The 22,636-nt window shown below is 44.6% G+C and carries 15 protein-coding genes; 12 read left to right on the top strand and 3 right to left on the bottom strand.

The genetic code is table 11. The features are described from left to right. Nucleotides 1-104: 104 nt before the first annotated feature. Nucleotides 105-872 carry a DeoR/GlpR family DNA-binding transcription regulator gene (locus X939_RS0112450; protein ID WP_025763605.1) on the bottom strand — a complete coding sequence of 256 codons (768 nt, stop codon included), beginning with the start codon at nt 870-872 and terminating at the stop codon, nt 105-107. Between the two features lie 425 nt (nt 873-1,297). Here X939_RS0112450 and X939_RS0112440 point away from each other — a divergent pair, with 425 nt between their 5' ends. The 11 genes from X939_RS0112440 (at nt 1,298) to X939_RS0112390 (ending at nt 16,650) form a co-directional block, all read left to right on the top strand. Next, the gene (locus X939_RS0112440; RefSeq protein ID WP_084299465.1) at nt 1,298-2,548 is read left to right on the top strand and encodes an MFS transporter; all 1,251 of its coding nucleotides are present in this window, start codon (nt 1,298-1,300) and stop codon (nt 2,546-2,548) included. Nucleotides 2,549-2,772: 224 nt separating this feature from the next. Then, nucleotides 2,773-5,823 carry a SusC/RagA family TonB-linked outer membrane protein gene (locus X939_RS0112435; RefSeq protein WP_025763603.1) on the top strand — a complete coding sequence of 1,017 codons (3,051 nt, stop codon included), beginning with the start codon at nt 2,773-2,775 and terminating at the stop codon, nt 5,821-5,823. An 11-nt stretch (nt 5,824-5,834) separates the two neighbouring features. Continuing rightward, nucleotides 5,835-7,529: a RagB/SusD family nutrient uptake outer membrane protein gene (locus X939_RS0112430; protein ID WP_025763602.1), complete on the top strand. Its 1,695-nt coding sequence runs from the start codon at nt 5,835-5,837 to the stop codon at nt 7,527-7,529. A gap of 159 nt (nt 7,530-7,688) precedes the next feature. Next, complete coding sequence (locus X939_RS0112425) at nt 7,689-9,092, top strand: FAD-dependent oxidoreductase (protein ID WP_025763601.1); 1,404 nt, start codon at nt 7,689-7,691, stop codon at nt 9,090-9,092. Then, nucleotides 9,089-10,012, top strand: coding sequence for an endonuclease/exonuclease/phosphatase family protein (locus X939_RS0112420; RefSeq protein ID WP_025763600.1), 924 nt, complete (start codon nt 9,089-9,091; stop codon nt 10,010-10,012). The genes X939_RS0112425 and X939_RS0112420 overlap by 4 nt, the downstream gene beginning before the upstream one ends. A gap of 26 nt (nt 10,013-10,038) precedes the next feature. After that, nucleotides 10,039-11,022, top strand: a complete 984-nt coding sequence (locus X939_RS0112415; RefSeq protein WP_025763599.1) for an NAD(P)-dependent oxidoreductase — start codon at nt 10,039-10,041, stop codon at nt 11,020-11,022. 4 nt (nt 11,023-11,026) lie between these two features. Next, nucleotides 11,027-12,472 (top strand): FGGY-family carbohydrate kinase, encoded by a 1,446-nt coding sequence (locus tag X939_RS0112410; protein ID WP_025763598.1) that lies wholly within the window; start codon nt 11,027-11,029, stop codon nt 12,470-12,472. Nucleotides 12,473-12,481: 9 nt separating this feature from the next. Further along, nucleotides 12,482-13,936: an FGGY-family carbohydrate kinase gene (locus X939_RS0112405; RefSeq protein WP_025763597.1), complete on the top strand. Its 1,455-nt coding sequence runs from the start codon at nt 12,482-12,484 to the stop codon at nt 13,934-13,936. Continuing rightward, nucleotides 13,929-14,525, top strand: coding sequence for a histidine phosphatase family protein (locus X939_RS0112400; protein WP_025763596.1), 597 nt, complete (start codon nt 13,929-13,931; stop codon nt 14,523-14,525). The genes X939_RS0112405 and X939_RS0112400 overlap by 8 nt, the downstream gene beginning before the upstream one ends. A 79-nt stretch (nt 14,526-14,604) precedes the next feature. Beyond that, nucleotides 14,605-15,738 carry a metallophosphoesterase gene (locus tag X939_RS0112395; RefSeq protein WP_025763595.1) on the top strand — a complete coding sequence of 378 codons (1,134 nt, stop codon included), beginning with the start codon at nt 14,605-14,607 and terminating at the stop codon, nt 15,736-15,738. A 51-nt stretch (nt 15,739-15,789) separates the two neighbouring features. Next, nucleotides 15,790-16,650, top strand: a complete 861-nt coding sequence (locus X939_RS0112390) for an FKBP-type peptidyl-prolyl cis-trans isomerase (RefSeq protein ID WP_025763594.1) — start codon at nt 15,790-15,792, stop codon at nt 16,648-16,650. A gap of 58 nt (nt 16,651-16,708) precedes the next feature. Here the strand turns inward: X939_RS0112390 and X939_RS0112385 are convergent, their stop codons facing one another. Next, nucleotides 16,709-19,519, bottom strand: coding sequence for a M16 family metallopeptidase (locus X939_RS0112385; protein WP_025763593.1), 2,811 nt, complete (start codon nt 19,517-19,519; stop codon nt 16,709-16,711). A gap of 354 nt (nt 19,520-19,873) precedes the next feature. Beyond that, nucleotides 19,874-20,497: a dihydrofolate reductase family protein gene (locus X939_RS0112380; RefSeq protein WP_025763592.1), complete on the bottom strand. Its 624-nt coding sequence runs from the start codon at nt 20,495-20,497 to the stop codon at nt 19,874-19,876. Nucleotides 20,498-20,858: 361 nt separating this feature from the next. Here X939_RS0112380 and X939_RS0112375 point away from each other — a divergent pair, with 361 nt between their 5' ends. Next, nucleotides 20,859-22,391, top strand: a complete 1,533-nt coding sequence (locus X939_RS0112375) for a sialate O-acetylesterase (protein ID WP_025763591.1) — start codon at nt 20,859-20,861, stop codon at nt 22,389-22,391. The last annotated feature ends 245 nt before the right edge of the window (nt 22,392-22,636 follow it).

Genomic DNA, 22,636 nt, shown 5'->3' with positions numbered 1-22,636 from the left:
CTTTTTTCGTAATGATAGCTTTCCTCCTTAGGAGTGTCCGATTCAGGCAAGGAGCAGATCTGGTCAATAAAGTAGTCCAGGTAGGGGAGAAGTAGAAGTTTCTGTCACTTTGCGATAATTACCTTTACGCCATGCTCTTCGATGGCTTTTATATAACTTGCCGATAATTTCTGATCCGTAATGATATAGGTGACCTGATCAAGATTACATATTTTCCCCAATCCTCGTTTGCCAAACTTGGAGCTGTCGGCCAGCACGACAACTTTCTGAACCGTTTCGATCATTTTCTGATTCAAAGTGGATTCGGATAAGTTGCTAATGGATAATCCGAAATCGGCATCGATTCCATCCACACCTATAAATAGGACGCCACAGGATATCTCTTCCAAAACCCTTAATGCATGGTTTCCTGCTACCGATGAGGAATTTGCGCGAATCAGCCCACCGAGCTGCAATACTTCGACATTAGGTCGGTTACAGAGCTCCAGGGCAACCTTGAGGGCTGGAGTGATCACCGTCAACGATTTGGCCGGGTACAGGCATTTTGCTAATTCATAAACCGTGGTTCCCGACCCGATCATAATGGAATCTGTGTTCTCTATCAGATGCAACGCGGCTTTCGCTATACGCTGTTTCTCCCCCGAATTGATAAATTCTTTTTCTACTATAGGTCTGTCATTCGCATAAGGATTGTCCAGCGAACCTCCTCCTCTGGTTCGGAATAATAAATTCTTATCCTCGAGTAGTTTTAAATCCTTCCTGATGGTCACGCCAGAAACCTCCATGATTTCGCTTAATTCATTAATGCTTACCCTCCCATCTTCCTTAAGTTTTTTAAGAATGAGTTGATGTCTGTCTACAATGTTTTTCATTGAAATCTTAAAATTTTGGCTCGATATCGTAAATGTATCTAAAAACTTTAAATCTGACACCTCAAATTTAAATAATAACAAAATAACAAAATGAAAATCTTAAATATTGATATGCTTTAAATATTTCCAAGTATTTGAAATCGTAAAATATGTTGTGGCTCCATGAAGGGATCTCTCTAGGAGCGGATAATCCTTGTATTATTTTGTTTTTTATATAAAATAACCTATAAATTTCATGTGTTTGGCCAGATAAATGTACTTTCAAAATATTTAATTCTACTTTTTTATTGTTTCATAATGTTTAAGTTCTTTACTTTGAATAAAATAATCATAAGAAATTATAGTCTTAAACTTGTAGTTGAAGAAGGAGGCTTGGTTTTGTTCCCAGCGATTATATACCCACCATTTAATAATAGAGGCGTTTAATGATATCCACATTTGCAAACCCAGACAAAAGGCGCTGGCTGATTATTTTTATAATTTTTATAGCGATCGTATTCAATTATTTTGATCGGCAGATCCTATCGATTTTAAAGCCGGTTATCAAGGAAGAGTTTGATCTGGGTGACGATGGCTATGCATTTGTAGTAAATATATTCACGGTGTGTTATGCGGTCATGTATCCTGTTTCTGGCTGGTTGGTTGATAAATTTGGGGCTAAAAAAGTCATGTTTTGGGGTGTTGTAGGTTGGTCTGTGGCCTGTTTGGGAGGCGGTATCTCCCGGACGATAGCCCAGTTTGCCTTTTTTAGAGCATTGTTGGGCATGGCTGAGCCTACCAATTTTCCTGCACAGCTAAAAGTAATTACCGAATGGTTTCCTGGGAAGTTACGGGCGACTGCCAATAGTCTCTGCGTGGCGGGTAGTTCTATAGGAGCAATTATTGCTCCTCCCTTAGTGGCATGGATCACCATTTCTTATAGCTGGCATATGGTTTTCATTATTGCTGGAGTCATTGGGTTGCTTATCGCACTGATGTGGATCACGGTTTATAAAGATCCTCCAGCATCCATACTGGCAGCCTCTTCCAATCCTTCGGGGGCTCTTCAGGGCAGTAAAGCCTTTAGCTGGGGGCAGTTGTGGACCAGGAAAAGTCTATGGGGTATTTTGCTGATCAGGTTTGTAAGCGATCCGGTTTGGTACTTTTGTCTTTTTTGGCTTCCGGGCTATTTACAGGAAGAGTCTGGGTTGTCCCTTGTACAGATGGGGTTGTTTGGATGGATCCCCTTTCTCGTGGCCGATTTGGGTGCTATTGCTACCTCTGCGTGGTCTGATAGGATGGTTAAAAATGGTAAGGAGCCTCTTCGTGCCCGTAAAATAATGCTGACCTCTGTGGCGGTAGTAGCTCCCCTCTGTGCGCTGACTCCCTACTTGCCCGGCCCTTTTGAAACCCTGTTTGTCTTTAGTTTGGTTGCGGTGGCCTGTTTAAGCTGGCTTTTTACGATCAGTGTCGTCATTGCTGAGGCTTTTCCTGTCCAGAATGTTTCCAGTGTGCTTGGGATTGCCGGCGGATTTGGTGCCGCGGGGGCAGTTTTTTTTAACTACTTCGTGGGACAGTATATAGGTACAGTCGGTTCGCAAGGCTTGTTTGTGGCCATGGCTTTCCTGCATCCTGTTGCAGTTCTGGTACTATGGGTCATGGTCAAAAAGGAATCACCTAAGGTGGTTGCGTCCTGAATCCCCCGGTGAGTTACCACTGAAAGCAGGATGGTTAAGGGCTTAGATGTTGATTTTGGAATGTTAAAAAATTGTTATTAATAATTCATTTTGATTTAAGAATGTTTATTAGTTTTAATTTTGGAGCTATAAAGTAAATAAAACAAAAGAAATTAAAACAAAATTAAACGCAGTGCTTTTTTCTCTCATCTACTCAGAAATTGTTCAATTCTAAACTTAACCTTATGGCTCAAAAACTTTATTTTCTATTCGTTCTACTGAATTTTTCCTTGTGCGCGTTTGCTCAGAACACGGCAAACTTAACAGGAAAAGTAACGGACGAGGGAGGCAATGTACTCCCTGGTGCTGTGGTCCGGGTCAAGGGCACCGAAAATGCCCTGATTACAGACGACACAGGTCGCTACAGCATAGCTGCGGTTCCTCAGAATGCGACCCTGGTATTTTCCTTTTTTGGAATGAAAACGCAAGAGATAAAAGTAGAGAACCAGACCCAGATAGACGTTGTCCTGGAATCGGAGGCTATTGGTCTGGATGAACTCGTAACAATAGGATACGGGGTAGCCAAGAAGAAAGACATCACCGGTGCCATCTCGGCAGTAAATGGCGAAAGGCTGGCAGAGCGAAATACTACCCAGCTTTCTCAGTCCCTGCAGGGTAGTGTGCCCGGGCTTATGGTTACCAGGTCTAACAGCGAACCGGGTGCAACGGCCAGCGTACGTATAAGAGGGATTACTACCATAGGAGATAGTAATCCATTGGTCATCGTGGACGGGGTGCCCGTGGCCAGCCTGAACGATGTTAATGCTAATGATATCGAGGATATATCCGTACTGAAGGATGCGGCCTCTGCATCAATTTATGGGGCCAGAGCAGCGGCAGGGGTCATTCTGATTACTACGAAAAAGGCTAAAACTAACAAGACAAGTTTAGAATATCGATTCAACTTTGGAATCGATAAGCCCACCGCATTTCCTAAAACAGTCTCAGCGCAACGGTATCTGCAAATGATTAATGAATTTACCTGGAATGACTCAGGGAACAAGCCTGGAGGGGAGTATAGCCTATACTCCAAGGACGAGGTGGATAATTATGCAGCCTACCATCAGCAAAATCCCGACCGCTATCCAATGACCGATTGGGTAGGGCTCATCGTGAAAGACTCTGCTCCACGAAATAGTCATTATTTAAATTTTTCGGCAGGCAATGATAAGGTCAAATCCAACGCATCATTAAACTATGAAAATGTGTCGGCCTTATATGATCACAAATCTTTCGAAAGAATCATGTCAAGGGTCAATACCAGTATAGATATTACAGAAAAGCTTTCGGCCAATATCGACTTTTCATTTAATCATACTACCTCAAAGGCTCCTACCTTAAACCCAATATGGGATGCTCAGAGATATCCTGCCGTTTTTGCTGCCCAGTGGGCCGATGGTAGAATTGGACAAGGGCAAAACGGTAGTAATGTATATGCCGCCCTACATAACGGTGGGTTTGACAATAGTATCAATCAGAAGTTGAACGGTAGAATATCCTTGCAGTATAAGCCAGTAGACGGGCTGACCTTGACTGGAGTCGTATCGCCCTATTTGTATAATACCAAAGGAAAAGAGTTTAAAAAGAAAATTCCATATACAGCGGCAGAAGACCCTACGGTGGCAGCAGGCTATATTTCAGGCTATAATGCCACCTCCCTCCATGAGAGCAGGAATGACGGGAAAGCCTTTACCAAGCAATTCCTTGCCAATTATACCAAAAGCTTTAAGGAACATAATTTCAACATTTTAGCCGGTTACGAGGACTATTACACCTTCAATGAAAGCCTGTCGGCGAGGGCAGAGAATTATGTACTCAATAAATTTCCTTACCTAGATTTGGCTCCTTTGGACTATATGCGGAATGCGGGAAATGCTACGGAATCGGCATATAGATCCTATTTTGGCCGTATTATTTACGATTATAAGGACAAGTATCTCTTACAGGCCAATATACGATATGATGGTTCTTCCCGACTTGGACCCGCTTATCGTTGGGGTTCTTTCCCATCTATTTCAGCAGGCTGGGTCATCTCAGAAGAGTCATTTATGCCTAAATCCACTGCTCTGAGCTATCTGAAACTCCGGGCATCATGGGGCCAGCTTGGTAATGAAAGAATTGGTAATTATCCCTATCAGTCATCAATTGGCTATTCCAATGCCCTGTTCTATCAAGGAAATACAGTGTTGTCCACCACCACCGCGGCCCAATATGCTTATGCAATCAATAATATCAGTTGGGAGACTACAACCAGTACGAACTTAGGACTCGATGCCTATTTCTTTCAGAATAAGTTAACGCTGACTGCGGATATTTATGAGAAAAACACGAAGGATATGCTTTTGGAGCTCGAAATTCCGGATTATATGGGTTTCGAGAATCCTAATCAAAATACCGGCGTAATGAACACCAAAGGTTGGGATATGCAGCTGGGGTGGAGAGATAAGGTTGGAAAGTTAACTTATTCGGCTTCCGTGAACTTATCGGACTCTAAAACAAAAATGGGAGAGCTGGGCGGTATCGTCTTCGATGGTTCGCAAATCATCCGAAAAGATAGTGAATTTAATGAATGGTATGGTTATCTGTCTGACGGTCTATTCCAAACTGAAGATGAGGTAGCACAATCTCCGAAACTGTATGCCTCGGTAAAGCCTGGCGACGTGAAATACAAGGATATTAGTGGGCCCGACGGCACGCCAGATGGAAAGATCAGTCCCGATTACGACCGCGTCTTGCTAGGTGGATCGCTTCCCCGATATATTTACGGAGGAAATGTCAACTTAAATTACAGTGGCTTCGATCTATCTCTCAGTTTCCAGGGAGTTGGGAAGCAAAACAGTCGTATGTCCGAACAAATGGTTAAACCATTCTTTTCAGCATGGACCAATCCGCCAGCGCTTATCGACGGGAAATACTGGAGTAATTATAACACGACGGAGCAAAATTTGAATGCTCAATATCCACGCCTGTCCTATACGGGAGCCGAAAATAATAACTATGCTATGTCTAACTACTGGCTCTTTGGGGGCGGTTATTTTAGACTTAAAAGCATTGTGGTAGGTTATACCATTCCACAAGCAATCATCGAAAGACTTAAACTAAGTCAGGTGCGCCTTTTCGTTTCCGGTAACGATCTTTTTTCTATCGACAAATATCCTACCGGATGGGATCCTGAGGTTTCCTATAATACCTATATCAGCAAGACATATAATTTTGGATTGTCCATCAAATTTTAATCTATAAAAGGATGAAGAAGTTATTAACCGTAATCTGTTTCCTTCCCATGTTACTGGGATGTGCCAAGCTCGATCTCAATCCGCTTTCTGAGGGGTCTTCAGAAAACTGGTATTCCGACGAAACAGAAATCAGCATGGCCCTTAACGATTTGTATCGTTCCTATTTATGGCTTTTAGACGACAATTTTGCCACAGAACGAATGACAGACAACTGGACGCAGCGGCAGTCGGTTCACAGCTATATCGCCGGCTCCATCGCTAGCGACTGGTCGACGGCCGAAGATGTCTGGCTGAATACCTATAAAGGAATTACTCGGGCCAATACCATTTTGAATAACCTGGAGAGAGCCCAAGGCGTCATTACAGCCAGCAAGCTAAAACAATTTGAAGGGGAAGCTCGGTTTTTTAGAGCCGCCTTATATGCGCGACTTATTTTTTATTATGGAGATGTGCCTTATTATACAGAGTACCTGAATATTGAAGAGGCTTTCAAGTTGGGCAGAACCGATAAGTCGGAGATTCTCAAGCAGGTTTATGTAGATTTCGATTATGCTGCTCAGAATTTACCCGTTAATTATGGAAGTGCGGAGTTAAAGCGTGTTACAAAAGGAGCAGCCTTGGCGTTTAAGTCGAGAGCCGCCCTGTATATGGGTGACTGGTCTGTGGCCCGCGATGCGGCCAAGGCCTGTATGGATCTAAAAGCTTATTCCTTATTTCCCAATTACAGAGAATATTTTCTGTCGAAGACGAAGAATGCGGATGAAACCATTTTTGCCATTCCCCGATCTTTCGAACTTGGTGTATCCTGGGGGGCCAAAAACTTTTATACGCGTACGGCAGGAGGGAGCTCTGTAGCACAGCCCTCATGGGATTTGTTTTGCTCTTATACTTGTACGGATGGACTTCCTATTGATGAATCACCCCTGTTCGATCCCAGAAATCCCTTCCAAAACAGGGATCCAAGATGTACAATGAGCATTGTAGAATTTGGGAAAGAACACCTTGGATATATCTATGATCCGAATCCATACGCCACTAAGGTTGAAAATACTTCCAGTGGAGCGATGGTGGCCAATAAGGATACGCGAAGTGTAGATACCTACGCCTCCTATAATGGTCTGTCTCTACGCAAATGGGTAGATGAGGACTGGAGTGATAATAACGAAACGGATTTCGATATCATCGTTATGCGTTATGCTGATGTTTTACTAATGTTCGCCGAAGCTAAAATTGAGTTAGGGGAGATTGACGATGCAACGCTCAAGGCCATTAACCAGGTGCGGGCAAGGGCCTATGGCGTCGCAGTAGAAGATATCAAAAAATACCCTGCCGTTACCACACTCAATCAACAGGAATTAAGGATGATTCTGAGAAATGAAAGAAGGGTAGAATTGGCATGGGAAAACAGAAGGCTGGACGACCTGATCAGGTGGAAGCTGGCAGAAAAAGCCCTCACAAAGCCTATTTATGGGGTGCTTGATCCTAATGATTTAAAGAAAAAAGTCGTAGATAAAGGACTTTGGTTCTATGGGGGGATTCCTCAGATTGATGAAGATGGGTTGCCCGATTTCTCAGCCCTATACGCTGCTGGAGTAATTAAACAGCTTAACGAGCGGGAGTTTGATAAGTCCAAGCAGTACCTATGGCCTATTCCATCGAAAGAAACGCTGATTAATAAAAACCTTATTCAGAATCCAAATTATTAAGTCTTAAGCGTGTAGAGCCAAAGAAAGTTTTGGTTGGCTCTACACGCTTTCACCCCAATATTCTATTGGCATAGGAGATATCAATGCTCCATCTAACAGTTTTATAATTCCAGTCTATTAACCAACGAATGCCCATTATAGGGGTAAAAAAACAAGTTTATGAATAGTATCCAATCAGTTTTAGAGCCAGCAAGGGAGCTGCCTGTAAGGAAGGAAGTCGATGTATTGGTGGTAGGAGGTGGGCCATCGGGGATCATAGCGGCTCAGGCGGCCGCGGAAGATGGCCTGTCTGTAACGCTTATCGATAGTCGAAGTTTTGTTGGGGGGAATATGACTATTGGTCTTCCCATTTTAGGTTTTTTAGGACAAAAAGGCAACCAGATTATCAAAGGTTTACCTCAGAAGTTTATCGATAGACTCAAAGAGCAGGATGCGGCCAGTGAGCATCGCCCTTGCCCCTTGCATATGAGTCTAACCTTGGTAGAGCCCGAAGCAGTTAAAAATGTAGGTCTGAAAATGCTGCATGAAAGCGGTGTAGATGTATTGCTCTACGCCTTTTTTGCGGGAGTGATTAAGGAAGATAATAGGGTAAAGGGAGTAATCATTGAAAGCAAATCGGGTCGGGAGGTCATATTAGCCAAAACCGTGATCGATTGTACCGGTGACGCCGATGTGGCTTATAAAGCTGGCGTTGCTTGCGAGCAAGGCAATGAAAAGGGTGGCGTTCAACCTCCTACATTAATGTTCTGTCTGTCCGGTGTCGATACCGAAGCCTTGCGTATGAGCATAGCAGAAGAGCCCAGAACCTATTTGACCGACTTTATACCCTCAGAGTATTTTGGCCAGAATAATCAGTTCATCGTAGTAGGACTAAGGAGCCTGATGCAGAAGGCCCGTGAAGATGGCTTCGACCTTCCTGTTGAAAGAACCATCCTGATTACTGGTCTACGTGAAGGGGAGGTATGGGTAAACATGACAAGGGTGAATGGCGTGGATGGTACCAATCCGGCCAGCCTTTCTTATGGAGAGCTGGAGGGAAGGAAACAGGTTGAACTCATACAGAAGTACTTGATAGCCTATGTTCCGGGTTTCGAAAATGCTCGTTTTACAAAAATGGCTCCCTTTTTAGGCATCCGTGAAACCCGCCGTATTGTTGGTAAATATGTGATGACGGCTCAGGATGTTTTAGGGTGTCAACGTTTTGATGATGCAATTGCAGTAGCGAGTTACCCCTTGGATCTGCACCACCCGGAAGGTGGCGGATGTACCCTTGAGTGGTGTGGCGACTGTTATGATATTCCCTATCGTTCCCTCATTCCTGAGCGTATCGAAAATCTGATCGTGGCCGGGAGGTGTATCTCTACGACTCATGAGGCCATGTCAGCAATCCGCGTAATGGCCCCTTGTATGGCCATGGGAGAGGCAGCGGGAAGAGCCGCAAAAATGGCAGTTCGTCAGGGAATTAAGCCCTCGGAAGTAGATGTGCAAGCACTTCGGGCCGAACTCCTGGCAACGGGTGCCTTCCTGAATCCTGTAGAGTCACCAGAGCCTGCTGCCCTATGATAGCTGGTAACCGTAGATCTTTTATCAAAAAATGTGGCTTCCTTGCTGTGGCCCCGGCGCTGGGTGCACACATGGGTGGTCCGGGAGCTGTACCTGTGCAGGGTCCGGCAATGCATCGCATCATGAGCTGTAATATACGAGTGGCCCTGGCCGAAGATGAAGAGAAAGGGGTAGGGTGGTCGCAACGAAAGTCATTGTGCATTCAGGTTATTAAAGGTCAGTCGCCCGATCTGATTGGTCTGCAGGAAGTGCTCAGAGTGCAAAATGAAGATTTGAAAAAGGCCCTGCCGGATTTCTTCTCTTTTGGCTTCGAAGGCCCAGAAATGGACACCGGAGATAACGACTATCATGGCATTGCCAAGAATCCCATTTTTTTTTCGAAGAAAAGATACGAATTGCTCAGTGCAGGGAGCTACTGGCTTTCGGAAACACCCTTAATAGCCGGCAGCATTTCCTGGGAATCGGCACGAGCGAGAAATGCCAGCTGGATACGACTGAAAGATAAAAAAACGGGAAAGGATTTTAGGGTTATAAACATACATCTGGATCATAAGGCGCAGGGGGCCAAGGAAAAGCAAATTGAACTGGTAATGTCGGAGGCCGGACAATATTCAGAAGGCTATCCTCAGATTCTCACCGGTGATTTTAATGCTACGATGAGGAATCCGGTTTATCAGAAAATAAAGGCCGCGGGGTGGGTCGATACCCATAGCATCCTTCATGGGGACCAGGAAGCTGGGTTTACCATGCACAGCTTCAAAGGATCGGACTATAAGGGAAATGCGAACACGGGGCGCATAGACTTTATATTTTCCAAGGGTGAAGTGAAAACCGAAGCCTCTCAAATTATCAGAGGCCATAACAATCAACTGTATCCCAGCGATCATTATTTCATGATGGCCGATATCAGGATACCTTAATTTAACATACACCAATTATAAACGATATGAAAATTCTTGTTACAGCGCCTTACCATCAGGAAGGTATAGAGGCTTTAGAAAAGATGTTTGGAGAGGTAATTTACCGTTCCTGGAAAGAAAATGGAAGAGCATATTATGCTGAGGAGCTGATTGAACTTTTAGCGGAAACCAATGCGAATGCACTGATAACCGAGCATGATCACGTTACGGAAGAAGTCTTACTGGCCTATCCTGATCTGGAATTTATAGGAGTATGCAGAGGAACTCCCTCGAATGTGAGTCTTTCTACAGCCCGAAAATTAAACATCCCTGTTTTTTACACGCCGGCCAGAAATGCTCAAGCGGTAGCCGAAATGTTTGTGTCAAATGTGATCTGTGTGCTGAGGAAAACTATCGGAAGCTGGCAATGGCTGACTGGAGAAAACTGGGAAGAAGGGGCGCATACCTCTTATCTGGAATTTAAGGGAAATGAGCTGGCCGGAAAAACCGTAGGAATGGTAGGTTTCGGTGCAGTAGGGCAGCGTATTGCTGGCATGTTACGGCATTTTCCCTGTCCGATCCAATTCTACGATCCTTATCTGGCAGAATTTGATCAGGCCTATGTCAAGACTTCAATTGAAGAGATATTTAAGACCAGTGATATTGTTTCCATTCACTTACCTGTCAATGATACCACGATCGGTATGATCGATGAAAAACTTATTTCACTGATGAAGCCTGATGCCATTTTTGTAAATACGGCCCGAGCTTCTGTAGTGAAAAGGGAGGCTTTATTAACTGCTATTGAAAATAATCAGATAAGAGGAGCTGTATTGGACGTGTTCGATCATGAACCTCCAGATGCCCAGGATTACCGGCTGATACATTCTCCCAAGGTACTCGCTACCCCACATACTGCCGGAGCCACCTTCGAGGTAGAAAGTCACCATGTTCAGATTTTGAATACCCAGCTCAAAGAATGGCAACAGAAGAAGACTGTTGCCCTGGACTATAGCAATGAAACGAAATAGCCTTATGGAAAAACAACAAGCTTATCTGGTGATTGATATTGGTACCGGTAATGTGCGCGTGGCTATAACTGGTTTGGACGGGGTTCTCTTGGGTGTGGAGCGCGACGATGTACATTATCGGAAAGACCAACCCTACGAAGATGCCCTAAGCTTTTGTCCCGATCGGTTGTGGGGGCAGATTATGGCCTTGGCTAAGAAGGCCCTGGCCGCCTTGCCTCAGGTCGATATTATCGCCCTTACGGCTTCCAGCCAACGTGAAGGTATTGTGCTGGTAGATGAAGCGGGAAAAGCCATCATGGGTATGCCCAATCATGACCATAGAGGTAGAGCATGGGAGCGTATGGTAAAAGACCCAGGTCAAGTTTATGAGCGTACGGGTCGTTATCCTGGCTCATTATTCTCTGCCATGAAGCTGGTAGGCCTTAGAGAGCAGCAGTCCGACGTTTTCGATAGAATAGAAAAGGTAATGAGTATTTCTGACTGGGCCCAATATGCTCTATGCGGAAAGATGGTATACGAACATGCTCAAGCGTCAGAGACACAGCTGTATGACGTAGAAAACCGGAGCTGGTCCGCAGAATTATGTGCTGTTTTTGGTCTGGACCCTTCTATTTTACCACCCTTATATCCCGCTGGCTCCGTGCTGGGGGGCATATCCGCAGAGATAGCCCAGGCATTAGGCATATCCGAAGAAGCATTGGTAATAGTAGGCGGAGCGGATACACAACTGGCTATTAAAAGTACCCAACCCGATACGGGTGATGTGGTGCTGGTATCGGGAACTACCACCCCTGTGGTCATGATCGTTGACAAATATATGGTTGACCAGGAACAAAAAACTTGGACGGGAAGCCATGTGGAGGAAGGCGCGTTTGTACTTGAAGCCAATGCGGGTGTAACGGGACTGAATTTCCAGAGACTTAAGGAGATATTTTATCCCAACGAACCCTATCAAGTTATTGAGCAGGAGCTTGCTCAGGTGGAGCAACAGAATTGTATGGCTTCACTGGGTTCACTAGTCGCCGATGAAGAGGGGAGTGCTACAAGGGGAGGCTTTATTTTTAGCATTCCCGTTGCACATGACCTCACCAGGGCCAGTTTTGCCCAGGCTGCTCTCTGGGATATTGCCTGTGCCATTAAGGCTAATTTTGATACCTTATGTCGGGTCAATCCTTATGAAAAGGATTATGTATGGGCCTGCGGGGGAGGTTTCCAGAGCGATACTTTGCGGCGTTATGTAGCAGGACTACTTAACAAAACGATTTTATTCAGGAAAGATAATATTCAAGCTTCTGTAGTAGGAGGAGCACTGATTTGTAGCGAAGCCTTGAAAAAGACAGTGGGTGATGCGCAGGAAGTAACCAAAATTACAGCCCAACGGCAAGAAGAATATGCCTTGCAGTTTCAAATATGGCGAGCCGTGCGTGAGAAACTTAGAATGGCATTTTAAAGAATTACTATGGAAAAAGCATATTTTATCGGTATCGATGTGGGGACACAAGGGGCCCGTATCAATCTGATCGACGAAGGAGGTACTCTGGTGGCAATGGAGCAGGAAGTTTTTGAACTCACCACGGCAGCAAGAGAGGAACAGTCTCCCCAAATGTGGTGGAAATCCTGTCTTAGGGCACTTTCCGGCATGCTGGAGAAGTTAGATACATCCGTAGATAAGCGCCAGATTGTTTCTTTGGCGGTAACGTCTACCTCCGGCACGGTCATACCTCTGGACGAGAATCATGAGCCCTTGCATGCAGCGTTGATGTATAGTGACAAACGCCCCTCTGAGCAAGCGAGCAGATGCAGTCTGGCGGCCAAGGAGGCTGGACAGGATTATCATAACTTCGGGGTTTCTACGGGTTTGGCAAAAATGGTTTGGTTTGTAGAAGAGTACCCGGAGAAGGCTGCCAAACTCCATCTGTGGGCGCATGCAGCCGACTTTATAACGGGTAAAATATGTGGCAGATGGGGGATTACTGATTATACCAATGCCTTAAAGTCAGGCTTCGATGTAGAAAAGCTCCTTTGGCCAGAATACTTGTTTGATATTCTGCCACTTAAAAAGGACTGGTTGCCCGCAGTAGTTCCTTCCGGAAAGGTAATAGGGACCATCGATAGGGCACTCGCTCAGGATTTTGGCCTGCCAGAGACCATCAAAGTCGTGGCAGGTATAACAGACGGTTGTGCCTCTCAAATAGCTTCGGGGGCAGTTAATCTGGGGGAGTGGAATACAACCATAGGCACCACACTAGTGGTCAAGGGCGTTACGGAGAATCAGATAAAGGATCCTGAAGGAAGACTCTATTCACATCGGCATCCCATGGGTTATTGGATGCCGGGAGGAGCCAGTAATACAGGCGCTGACTGGGTGACCCACGATTTTGGGAACGATCTGTCAGCTCTCACCGAGGCGGCGGCTACTCTATTACCTTCCCGACACCTGGCCTATCCGCTACGACAGGCTGGAGAACGTTTTCCATTCGTGGCTCCGCATGCCCGTGGCTTCGAACCGGATGGCCTCAGCAATGCAGAAAAGTTTCTGGCAAACATGGAAGGTGTGGCCTATTTGGAGCGATATGCCTATGAAATGATAGAGGAACTTTCAGGAGAAAAAATCAAGGCCGTGTTTACAGCTGGAGGAGGAAGTAACAGCGAACCCTGGCTTATGATCAGGAGCAATGTGCTTAACCTTCCCCTGTATAAGATGAAACACGTGTCCGGAGCCGTAGGGGCCGCTATTCTAGCCGCTTCCTACACCTATTTTGATTCGCTGATGGTCGCTACCAAAGCCCTTACACAGGTAGATAGGGTAGTGAGGCCTCAGGAGCGTATACGACTGTCCTACGAAGAGAACTACAAAAATTTCATTCAGTTACTCCACCAAAAGGGGTATATAAAAGAAAAGGTAAATGCTTAATATATATTTGCTCCGTCACGGAGAAACGACTTATAATGCCGATGGCAACCGGTACTGTGGACGTACTGATGCTGCCTTGACTCCGAAAGGACTTCAGCAAGCGTTGATGGTAAAGGCTCAACTTCGGGATACTACCTTCGACGCTGTATATTCATCTCCGCTGCAACGTGCCTACATCACCGCCCAAACCGCGAGTGGGAAGGAAGTGACGACCGACGAAAGACTGATCGAAGTGGATTTTGGGCTTTGGGAGGGCAAAACCCGGGATGAATTTGTGGCGGAGTCTCCTTCGCTTTGGGAGCAATGGAATAAGGATCCTTCAGTGACCCAGGCAGGTGGAACCGGTGAAACTGCCCAGATGGTAGTGGAAAGAGTAGGTAATTTTTTTGAAGATATACAAAGTAAATACTCGGAGGGTAATATCATGGTGGTGGCTCATAATGGAGTCAATCGGCTATTTCTCGCCCATAAATTAGGGATGCCCCTGCGCAATTACCGCCAGTTGGTTCAGGAAAATTCCTCGCTCACTTTAATTTCGTTTGACTCAGAAGGGCTCATGTCCTTACATAAACTCAATAGTAAAGGGTAAAGCAGTATTATTTTATGAAGCGTCGCGGCTGCATCGGTGGAGTCGTGTTTCATCTGCCTCTTAATTAAATCTATCTGATATGAAAATCAACCAATTTATGCTTCAACATATGAGCAGTAAAAAACTTCGGCTCGTTGTGACTTGTGGATTATGCGTCTCCATGCTCAATATGGGCTGCCAGCAATCTGTTGTGTCGCGACAGGGGGCGGAAAGCGAAGCGCAAGCGTCTAATGCAGCCGCAGCTGATGAATTCGCCCAAATCGTGGTAATCCCCGATACACAGTATTACACTGCATTGAAACACGGGGGGACCATGGCCATGTTCGAAGATCAGATCGCTTGGATAAGAGCCAACAAGGTTAGTTCCAAAATTGCTTATGTGGTTCATTTAGGAGATGTAGTCGATCATGGTGACGATGCTAATTCTATTGAGTGGACCCGTGCTAAAACGGAACTGTATAAGTTAGAGCAGGACCAGATTCCTTTTGGAGTTGCTGTAGGAAATCATGACCAGACTCCTTATGGAAATCCTGGATCGCCCGGTACGAATAATGGGTACGGTGTTTATTTTGGAAGAGATCATATGTCGAAAAATCCATGGTATGGAGGTGCGTATGGAAGTTCGAATAACAGCGATAATCATTACGATCTATTCAGCGCCAATGGGGTAGACTATATCGTGTTATATATAGAGTTTAACTCCCCGGGTTCGGCAGAATATAGTGCCAGTATTGAATCGTCCGTGATGAACTGGGCAGATGGTATCCTGAATACCTATTCCAGCAGAAAAGCGATCATTGTGAGTCATAGTATATTGAATAAGCCAGCTGGAAGTAATAGTGATATTATTCCCGGTCAGGGGAATAATAATGTGGCCAGTGCTTTCACCAATCAGGGTGACGTAATTTATGATCGTATGAAGCATCATAATAACGTTTTCCTGATGCTGAGTGGCCATATTTCAGGCGAAGGGTTCAGAAGGGACAATTATAATGGTCATATTATCAAATCGTATCTCGCCGACTATCAGTCCAGGCAAAATGCCCCTTATGGCGGCACGGTTGATAGAAATGGAGGTAACGGCTATATGAGGCTTATGAAGTTCAACAAAACGCAGCAAACTTTAAGCATCCGGACCTTCGCTCCCAGACCAGGACAGAACATATTGGAAGAAGATGCCGACAGTGATTTCTCAACCTCCCTGTATTACTAAGTAAGCGATATGAAATTTCAATCCGTCTATCTTTGTTTCATATTATTCCACATGCTATTTTCTAGCTGTTCTCCTGATCGGAAGGGGGTGGTAGGGAATACAGCTTATGAGGTTCTTACCTCTGAAGGAAAGCCCTTGATTCAAGAGTATGATTTCTTATCACTTTCTTATCGATTGACTGATGAGGCAGAGCGGGTTCTTTCATCAACCTATGGTTTCGACGCCCGGCCGGTTTTACTTTTCAGGGTTCGTCCCTATTTTAAGGGAGATATTAATGAGATATTGGGCCGTTTAGGGGAAGGGGATAGCGCACGTATAGTTATCCCCGTGGACTCCCTGGTGAAGCATGGCAAGCTATCGGAACATCAGGCAGAGCCAGGCAGTCTGTTGACCTACCATCTGAAAGTGAACCAGGTAATCACCCGAGGCGATCTAAGTGATAGTCTTCTGAATGTTGCCATAGAGTCCCTTAAGAATCAGGATATAGAACAATCAAAAAGTTCGGAAAAATCTAAAATTGAAGCTTATATAAAGAGCCAGGGAAAGGAGTATCTATCGTCAGAATCCGGGATTTACTTTTCTGCCGGAAGTGCAGAGCGGTTAGAGACGGAAGAGAAAGTTGCTTATACCGTTTACTATACCATCAGTTCTTTGGATGGACGTTTGTTTGAAACTAATAAAGAAGACCTGGCACGAAAAGAAGGCATTTATGACCAAAGGTTGGCCTATATGCCTTATAAAATCAGTGGTCAATTACGGCCCAAGAGTGGGTTTGAACGAGTGGCTATACATCTCCATGACCGTCGAGAAATAAGGGCTGTCGTTCCCTCTGAGTTGGCATATGGAAGGAATGGACATCAGAATATTCCTCCCTATACACCTTTGATAATGCATATCACCAGGGTAGATTAAGCATTAAAAGCCTCCTGATTAGGAGGCTTTTAATGCTTATATAATGTGACTTTTCTGTTTATTTCTTTTCCGGCATCAAAACCATCTGGATATAATTTTGATCGTTAAAGTATTTTTTGGCAGCTTCCTGAGTGCTTTTAACGGATACTGAACCCAGTAACTCATCCTGGCGATATAGCTCATCGAGATCATCACCGATAAACACATTTTTATCGATATAGTTGATCCAGAATCCATTGGTTTTGCTGGCTACTTCCAGTTTTCGCTTGGTTTCCGCCGTAAACTTCTCAATGTCCTGGGGATCGGCTCCTTTCTCTTTGATTTTATCTATCTCCGCAAGGGTTCTCTTGATTAGCTTATCAACGTTTTCGGGGCCGCAGCCAAATTGTACTGAAATACGATAGTGACCGGAAGGAAGTTTATCGGTATTTTGAGAAACACCAACCCCGTAAACACCGCTCTCCTCTTCACGTAGAGACTCAATCAGCTTGATTTGAAGGGCTTCCTGTAACGCCTCCAGCTGGACGTTATTTTCTGGGCTATAGTCGTAAGTGCCGCTGAAAATCATTGCTACCCTACTTTTTGGCTCAAGACCTTTATATACTGTTTTAATAATGCGGCCACTTGGGGGAAAAATATTGGGATGGTCAAATGTATCATCACGTTCAGTGGATGGAAGGCTACCTAGATATTTTTCCAGCAGTGGTTTTATCGAATCGATTTTAAAAGCTCCAACCATGGTAAACACGAAATCGGAAGCATCGGAAAAACGGTCGTTATAAATTCCCAATGCTTTCTCCAAATCTATCTTGTCGATATCATTAGGCTTTAGGGGCTCACGTCGAGGGTCATGGCTGGTAACTACAGCGTTTAAGGAATCTGAAAATATTTTCTCAGGTGTGAGAGTCTTTTGCATGTTTTCCAGATATGCCTTCTGATTGCTCAGAATTCCCTCTACCACGGCCGCATCTTTGCGGGGTTCGGTGAAATAAGCATGGATCAATTTTAGGCTGGTCTCCAAGTCTTTAGGGTTCGTGTTGCTGTTGATTCCTTCACTGAGCTCGCTTAAATAGGGTCCTGCATTTACCGTTTTTCCCGCCAGGTATTTTTGCAGTTGGGTTTGGTTATAGGGGCCTACGCCACCAGACTGTACCAGATAGCTGGTAAACATACCCGTTTCTCTATCTTTTGGGAAAAGAGAGTATCCTCCCTTGCCGGTAGCTTTGATCAGGATCTCATCGTTCTTAAACTCTGTTGGCTTCAATAGAACCGTAACCCCATTGGAGAGTACGAGTTGGGTGATTTTAGCCTTAGAAATCACCGACTCTTTTACAATTTTTCCGGGGGTAGGTTCATTAGGAAGTAGGGGAGCGTCCAGGGCATCGTCCACATAGGCCACTACATCTTTGCCCACAGTGGCAACTATTGACTCGATCTGCTCTGCGCTTGGAAGTTTGTCTTTGCCCTGCTCCGGGGCCATAACTACGATGGACCGATTGGTGTTACTGATATACTTTTTAGCGAGAGCATTCACTTCAGACAAACTCACTGAGCCCAAATGTTTTTGAACAAAATCGGAATAAGCTTCCGCTCCCATAAACGCGTCCTCATGAAGGAAGTGATTGATATACTCCTGAACATGACTGGAGGATCTTGTTTTATCCTTTTCCTTGAGCTGACGTTCCACATTGGTGCTAAAATCACTTTTGGCTCTCTGGAATTCAGCTTCCGTAAACCCAAATTTCTGAGCACGCATATTTTCGGTAACCAGCGCGACCATAGCAGGCTCTAGTCCAGCCGCATCTTTGGCTAGCGCCACAGAGGTGTAGGCGTCTAAGCCACCCAAAAAGTCGCCATACGAACTATTGGCAAATAGAAAGGGAGGATTGGGTTTTTGAGTAAGTTCCTGAATACGTTGGCCGATCATCGCATTATAAAGGCCCTGAGCAATATGATCCTTCACATCCTTAAGGGTCTTCTCTTGCTGGCCGGGAAGCTTGTAGATCATCTGCACAACATATTGGGGGAATTCTGGATCTGTCACAACAGCCACATTGTTTTTTCCATCCAGCTTCACCTCATATTTCGTACGAGCCTTTGCCTGCTTGGGCGCAGGAATCGAACCGAATTTATCCTTTATGATTCTTTCTACCTCTGCCGCATCAAAATCACCTACCGCAATCACCGCCATTAGGTCTGGACGGTACCAGTCGGTGTAGAAAGATTTAAGAGTAGCCGGCTTGAAGTTTTTTAAAATCTCATCTTTACCAATAGGTAGACGTTCTGCATAACGGGAATTATTCAAAATTTGTGTCAGGTACTGATCGCGCATACGTTGTTGCGCTCCACGACCTAAACGCGACTCCTCCAGGACCACACCTCGTTCTTTTTCTATCTCGCTATCCTCTAGTAGCGCGTCGTGTGACCAGTCTTCCAAAACCTGGAGGCCCTTTTCAAGGAGTCCTGCCGAATCGGTAGGGATCGGTAACATATAAACGGTTTCATCGAAACTCGTATATGCATTCAAATCTGCACCAAAGCGTACCCCTGTTTTTTGCAAAAAGTTAACCAATTCATTCTTGGGGAAATTCTTGGTTCCATTGAAGTTCATATGCTCCATAAAATGAGCCAGTCCTTGCTGCTCCTCCGTTTCCAGAATCGACCCAGCTTTGATCACCAGGCGAAGTTCGGCTCTTTTTTCTGGTTCCTTATTCTGGCGGATATAATAAGTCAGGCCATTTTTCAATTTTCCCATCTTGACCGAAGGGTCTAAGGGAATATTTTGCTTGCTTAGATCCTGTGCCAAACTTAGCTGAGGCGTCATGAATCCTAAAAGCAATACATAAAATCCTATTAAAGGCTTTCTCATGCAGCGATGTGTTTGTGAAATGATATGTGTTATGTTTCGAAATATATAGTGAATGCTCCTAACTTCAAAATTAATATCACAAAATTATATATGTTATAAAATTCAAAAGACTTGTATGTGTAGTAAAATATACTTTACGTAAATGGGTAGTTAGGGTTGGAGGATATATTAATGAATTTTAATTGTATATCAGCATCATCTTAGAAGCTGGACCGTGGATACAGAGCATGCAGCCAACCGTGCCCTTTAGAGAACTGAAGGGAATGCAAATACGAATAAAAGGCAATGTTGTTTCGCGCCGACTTTTCCCCTAAGCCGATGGTATTCTTCTTCGGATAATGATATATTTTCAGCTCAATACTTTCTAGTCAATTTGTATTTCAAATGTGTGGTCAGTTCGGATGGTATCACCTCTGCAATTGTCAGATCGTACAGGTCTTTATTTATTCCGTCAAATAATCGGATTCCACTACCCAGAAATACCGGCGTTATATGGATAAAGAATTCATCAACAAGTCCTGCATTGAGAAATTGCTGAATGGTATTTGCTCCCCCTTGAACTCTAACATCCTTTCCCTTTGCAGATTGTTTTGCCTTTTCCAGTGCGCTGTCTATTCCGTCATTTATAAAGTAAAAAGTAGTGGTGCCATCTTGAACCCATGGGTCTCGCTTTTCGTGAGTTAAAACATACACATCTGCTTTATACAGGTCATTGGGCCAACTTACTTCGCCTTCCTCAAACATGCGTTTGCCCATTATAAACGAACCGGTCCTGTCGATTGTCTCCCTAATCAGTCTCCCGTCCTGCCCATCTTCCTTGCCTCCCTCATAACCTAAATATTCCCAAAAGGCTTTCTGATTAAACATCCAGGAATGAATTAGTCCCGACACACCACCCATCGGGTTATGGGGACTTCTATGGTCTCCTGCGAAAAATCCGTCTAGTGATATTCCGCTGTCAAAAATGATTTTAGTCATGGCATATGGTTTGAGAATTGAATATTCTTTGTCGATTTAATCCCGATCTGCTGTTCTTTTACAGGGGAATATGTGAGGTTTATATACCAGAGTTTAAAATGACTTGGCATTCCAAACCGGGTTGGTATCATCGTGTTGGATAAGGAAGAGGAAAGCCTTAGTCATGTTTTTGTACCCACTACTTTTAATAATAGACGTTATCCTGAATTATATTAGTTTTGCCATCGGAAGTCGTCCTTCTTTTTAAATGATTTAGGTAGGAAAGCGAAATATACCCAATGACTGACTTTTTAAAAACGTAGGAGGAAAATATACTTCTAAATCCAATTGAGATAACGACTAGTAAACAATAAACCTTTTGATGAACTTATTTTTTAGATACTTTTTTTTGATTCCGTTGCTCATTCTCCCCTTTGAGGGTAATAGCCAATCAGTTAGCACCAATGGGCTGGTGAGATTAGCCCCTGTTTTTGGGTCGCATATGGTTCTTCAGCAAGATAAGCCCATTAATATTTGGGGAGAAGCAGAGGCGGGCACTCCAATTCATGTTCAGCTAGGGCAGGAGAAGATATTGGTCAAAACAGATAGACGGGGTAAATGGAAGGTAGAATTTCCTTCCCGCAAGGCATCTTTCAGTCCTCTTTCATTAACGGTAAACGACCTTCGACTGGAGGATATTTTGATTGGGGAAGTGTGGTTATGCTCAGGTCAGTCTAATATGCATTTCCCATTGAAAAATATGCAGACTTACAAGACTGTTGTGGATCAACTTCCCAACCCTAATCTGCGCTTATACACCCAAACTGCCATTCGCCTGGTTGCAAAGGAGGGTTACACGGAAAAGGAATTGGAGAGATGTAATCCACAAGAGTTCTTTCACGCAGCGTGGGAGCCTAGTTCGGTCGCTACTGCTTCCAGGTCTTCGGCGGTAGCTTGGCTTTTTGCTGATCGATTGTTTCAAAAATTAAATGTGCCCATAGGTATTATTCAGGTAGCCTTAGGGGGTTCGGCCATGAATAACTGGATGCCTCCAGTAGCCTTGATGGCCAATCCTGCTACTGCTTCACTTTTCCAAAAAGATTGGCTGGGTAACGAATCGGTCAAGCTCGCCCACCGTGAGCGGGCACGGGATGCATTTCAGCATGTACTTAAGCCTGGTGAGCCTTATTTCCCAGGTAAGATGAAATACCGCTGGATGGCTGAGCCGGGTTTTCTTTTTGAGGCTGGTATTGCCCCGCTTAAACCGATGCCGTTTCGCGGGGTTCTCTGGTATCAGGGAGAGTCGGATACAGACAGTCCTGCTCTGGTCTCATCCGCATCGACACTTTTCCCCTCCATGATCGAGGAGTGGCGTAAGTATTTTGAGATTGGAGACTTTCCATTTATCTTCATTCAATTACCCAGGTTCAATAATGAGAACTGGCCCGCTTTCAGAGAGCTACAGAGACGCACGCAGGCTGAACTTAATAATACTCAAATGGTTGTTACCATCGATTTGGGTGAAGAGAAGGAGATTCATCCCAAAGACAAACAGCCTATCGGAGAACGAGCGACTCGGCTTGCTTTAAAAGAAGTCTATGGCTTTAAGGAACTTTTAGGCTTTCCAGAGCTGCAAAAGTGGACGGATAACGGGCAGGGATTAGTCCTTTCCTTTACAGAATGCGGTACAGGTTTCCTTCCTGTGGAGGGTGAGATCCCTGGTTTTGAAGTGGCCGGACGGGATAGTATTTTCCATCGGGCCAATGCCAAATTTTTGGACTCTCATACCATTTTACTGAACAGTTCAGTCATGAATCCAGAACATATCAGATATGGATGGTCGGCATTTCCTCAACCTGCCCTCAGACTATTTAACAGCGACAATCTCCCTCTGGGGCCGTTTTGGGTTAAATAGCTACTATTCCCCAGTTAGTTGGGATTTCCTTACACTGATAGACAGACCAAGTTTGGTAGCCTGGTCTGTGCCGTCAGTACAATACGGACCCGACTCGTTTGCGGAAATAAGGAACTAATTGAGGCGTAAAATGGGAAGCAGGAATGCTAACGCCTTGGTTATTAGTATTATTGTTTGCCTGGGGAATAGCCATGTACTTATTTTTTTGCCAATAAATCTGGAGAAATGCTATTGTTCTCTGTAGT

It is taken from the genome of Dyadobacter tibetensis Y620-1, assembly GCF_000566685.1.
Lineage (GTDB): Bacteria > Bacteroidota > Bacteroidia > Cytophagales > Spirosomataceae > Dyadobacter > Dyadobacter tibetensis.
The sequence above is the reverse complement of the archived record's forward strand: the minus strand, read 5'-3'. Positions and strand labels throughout refer to the sequence as shown.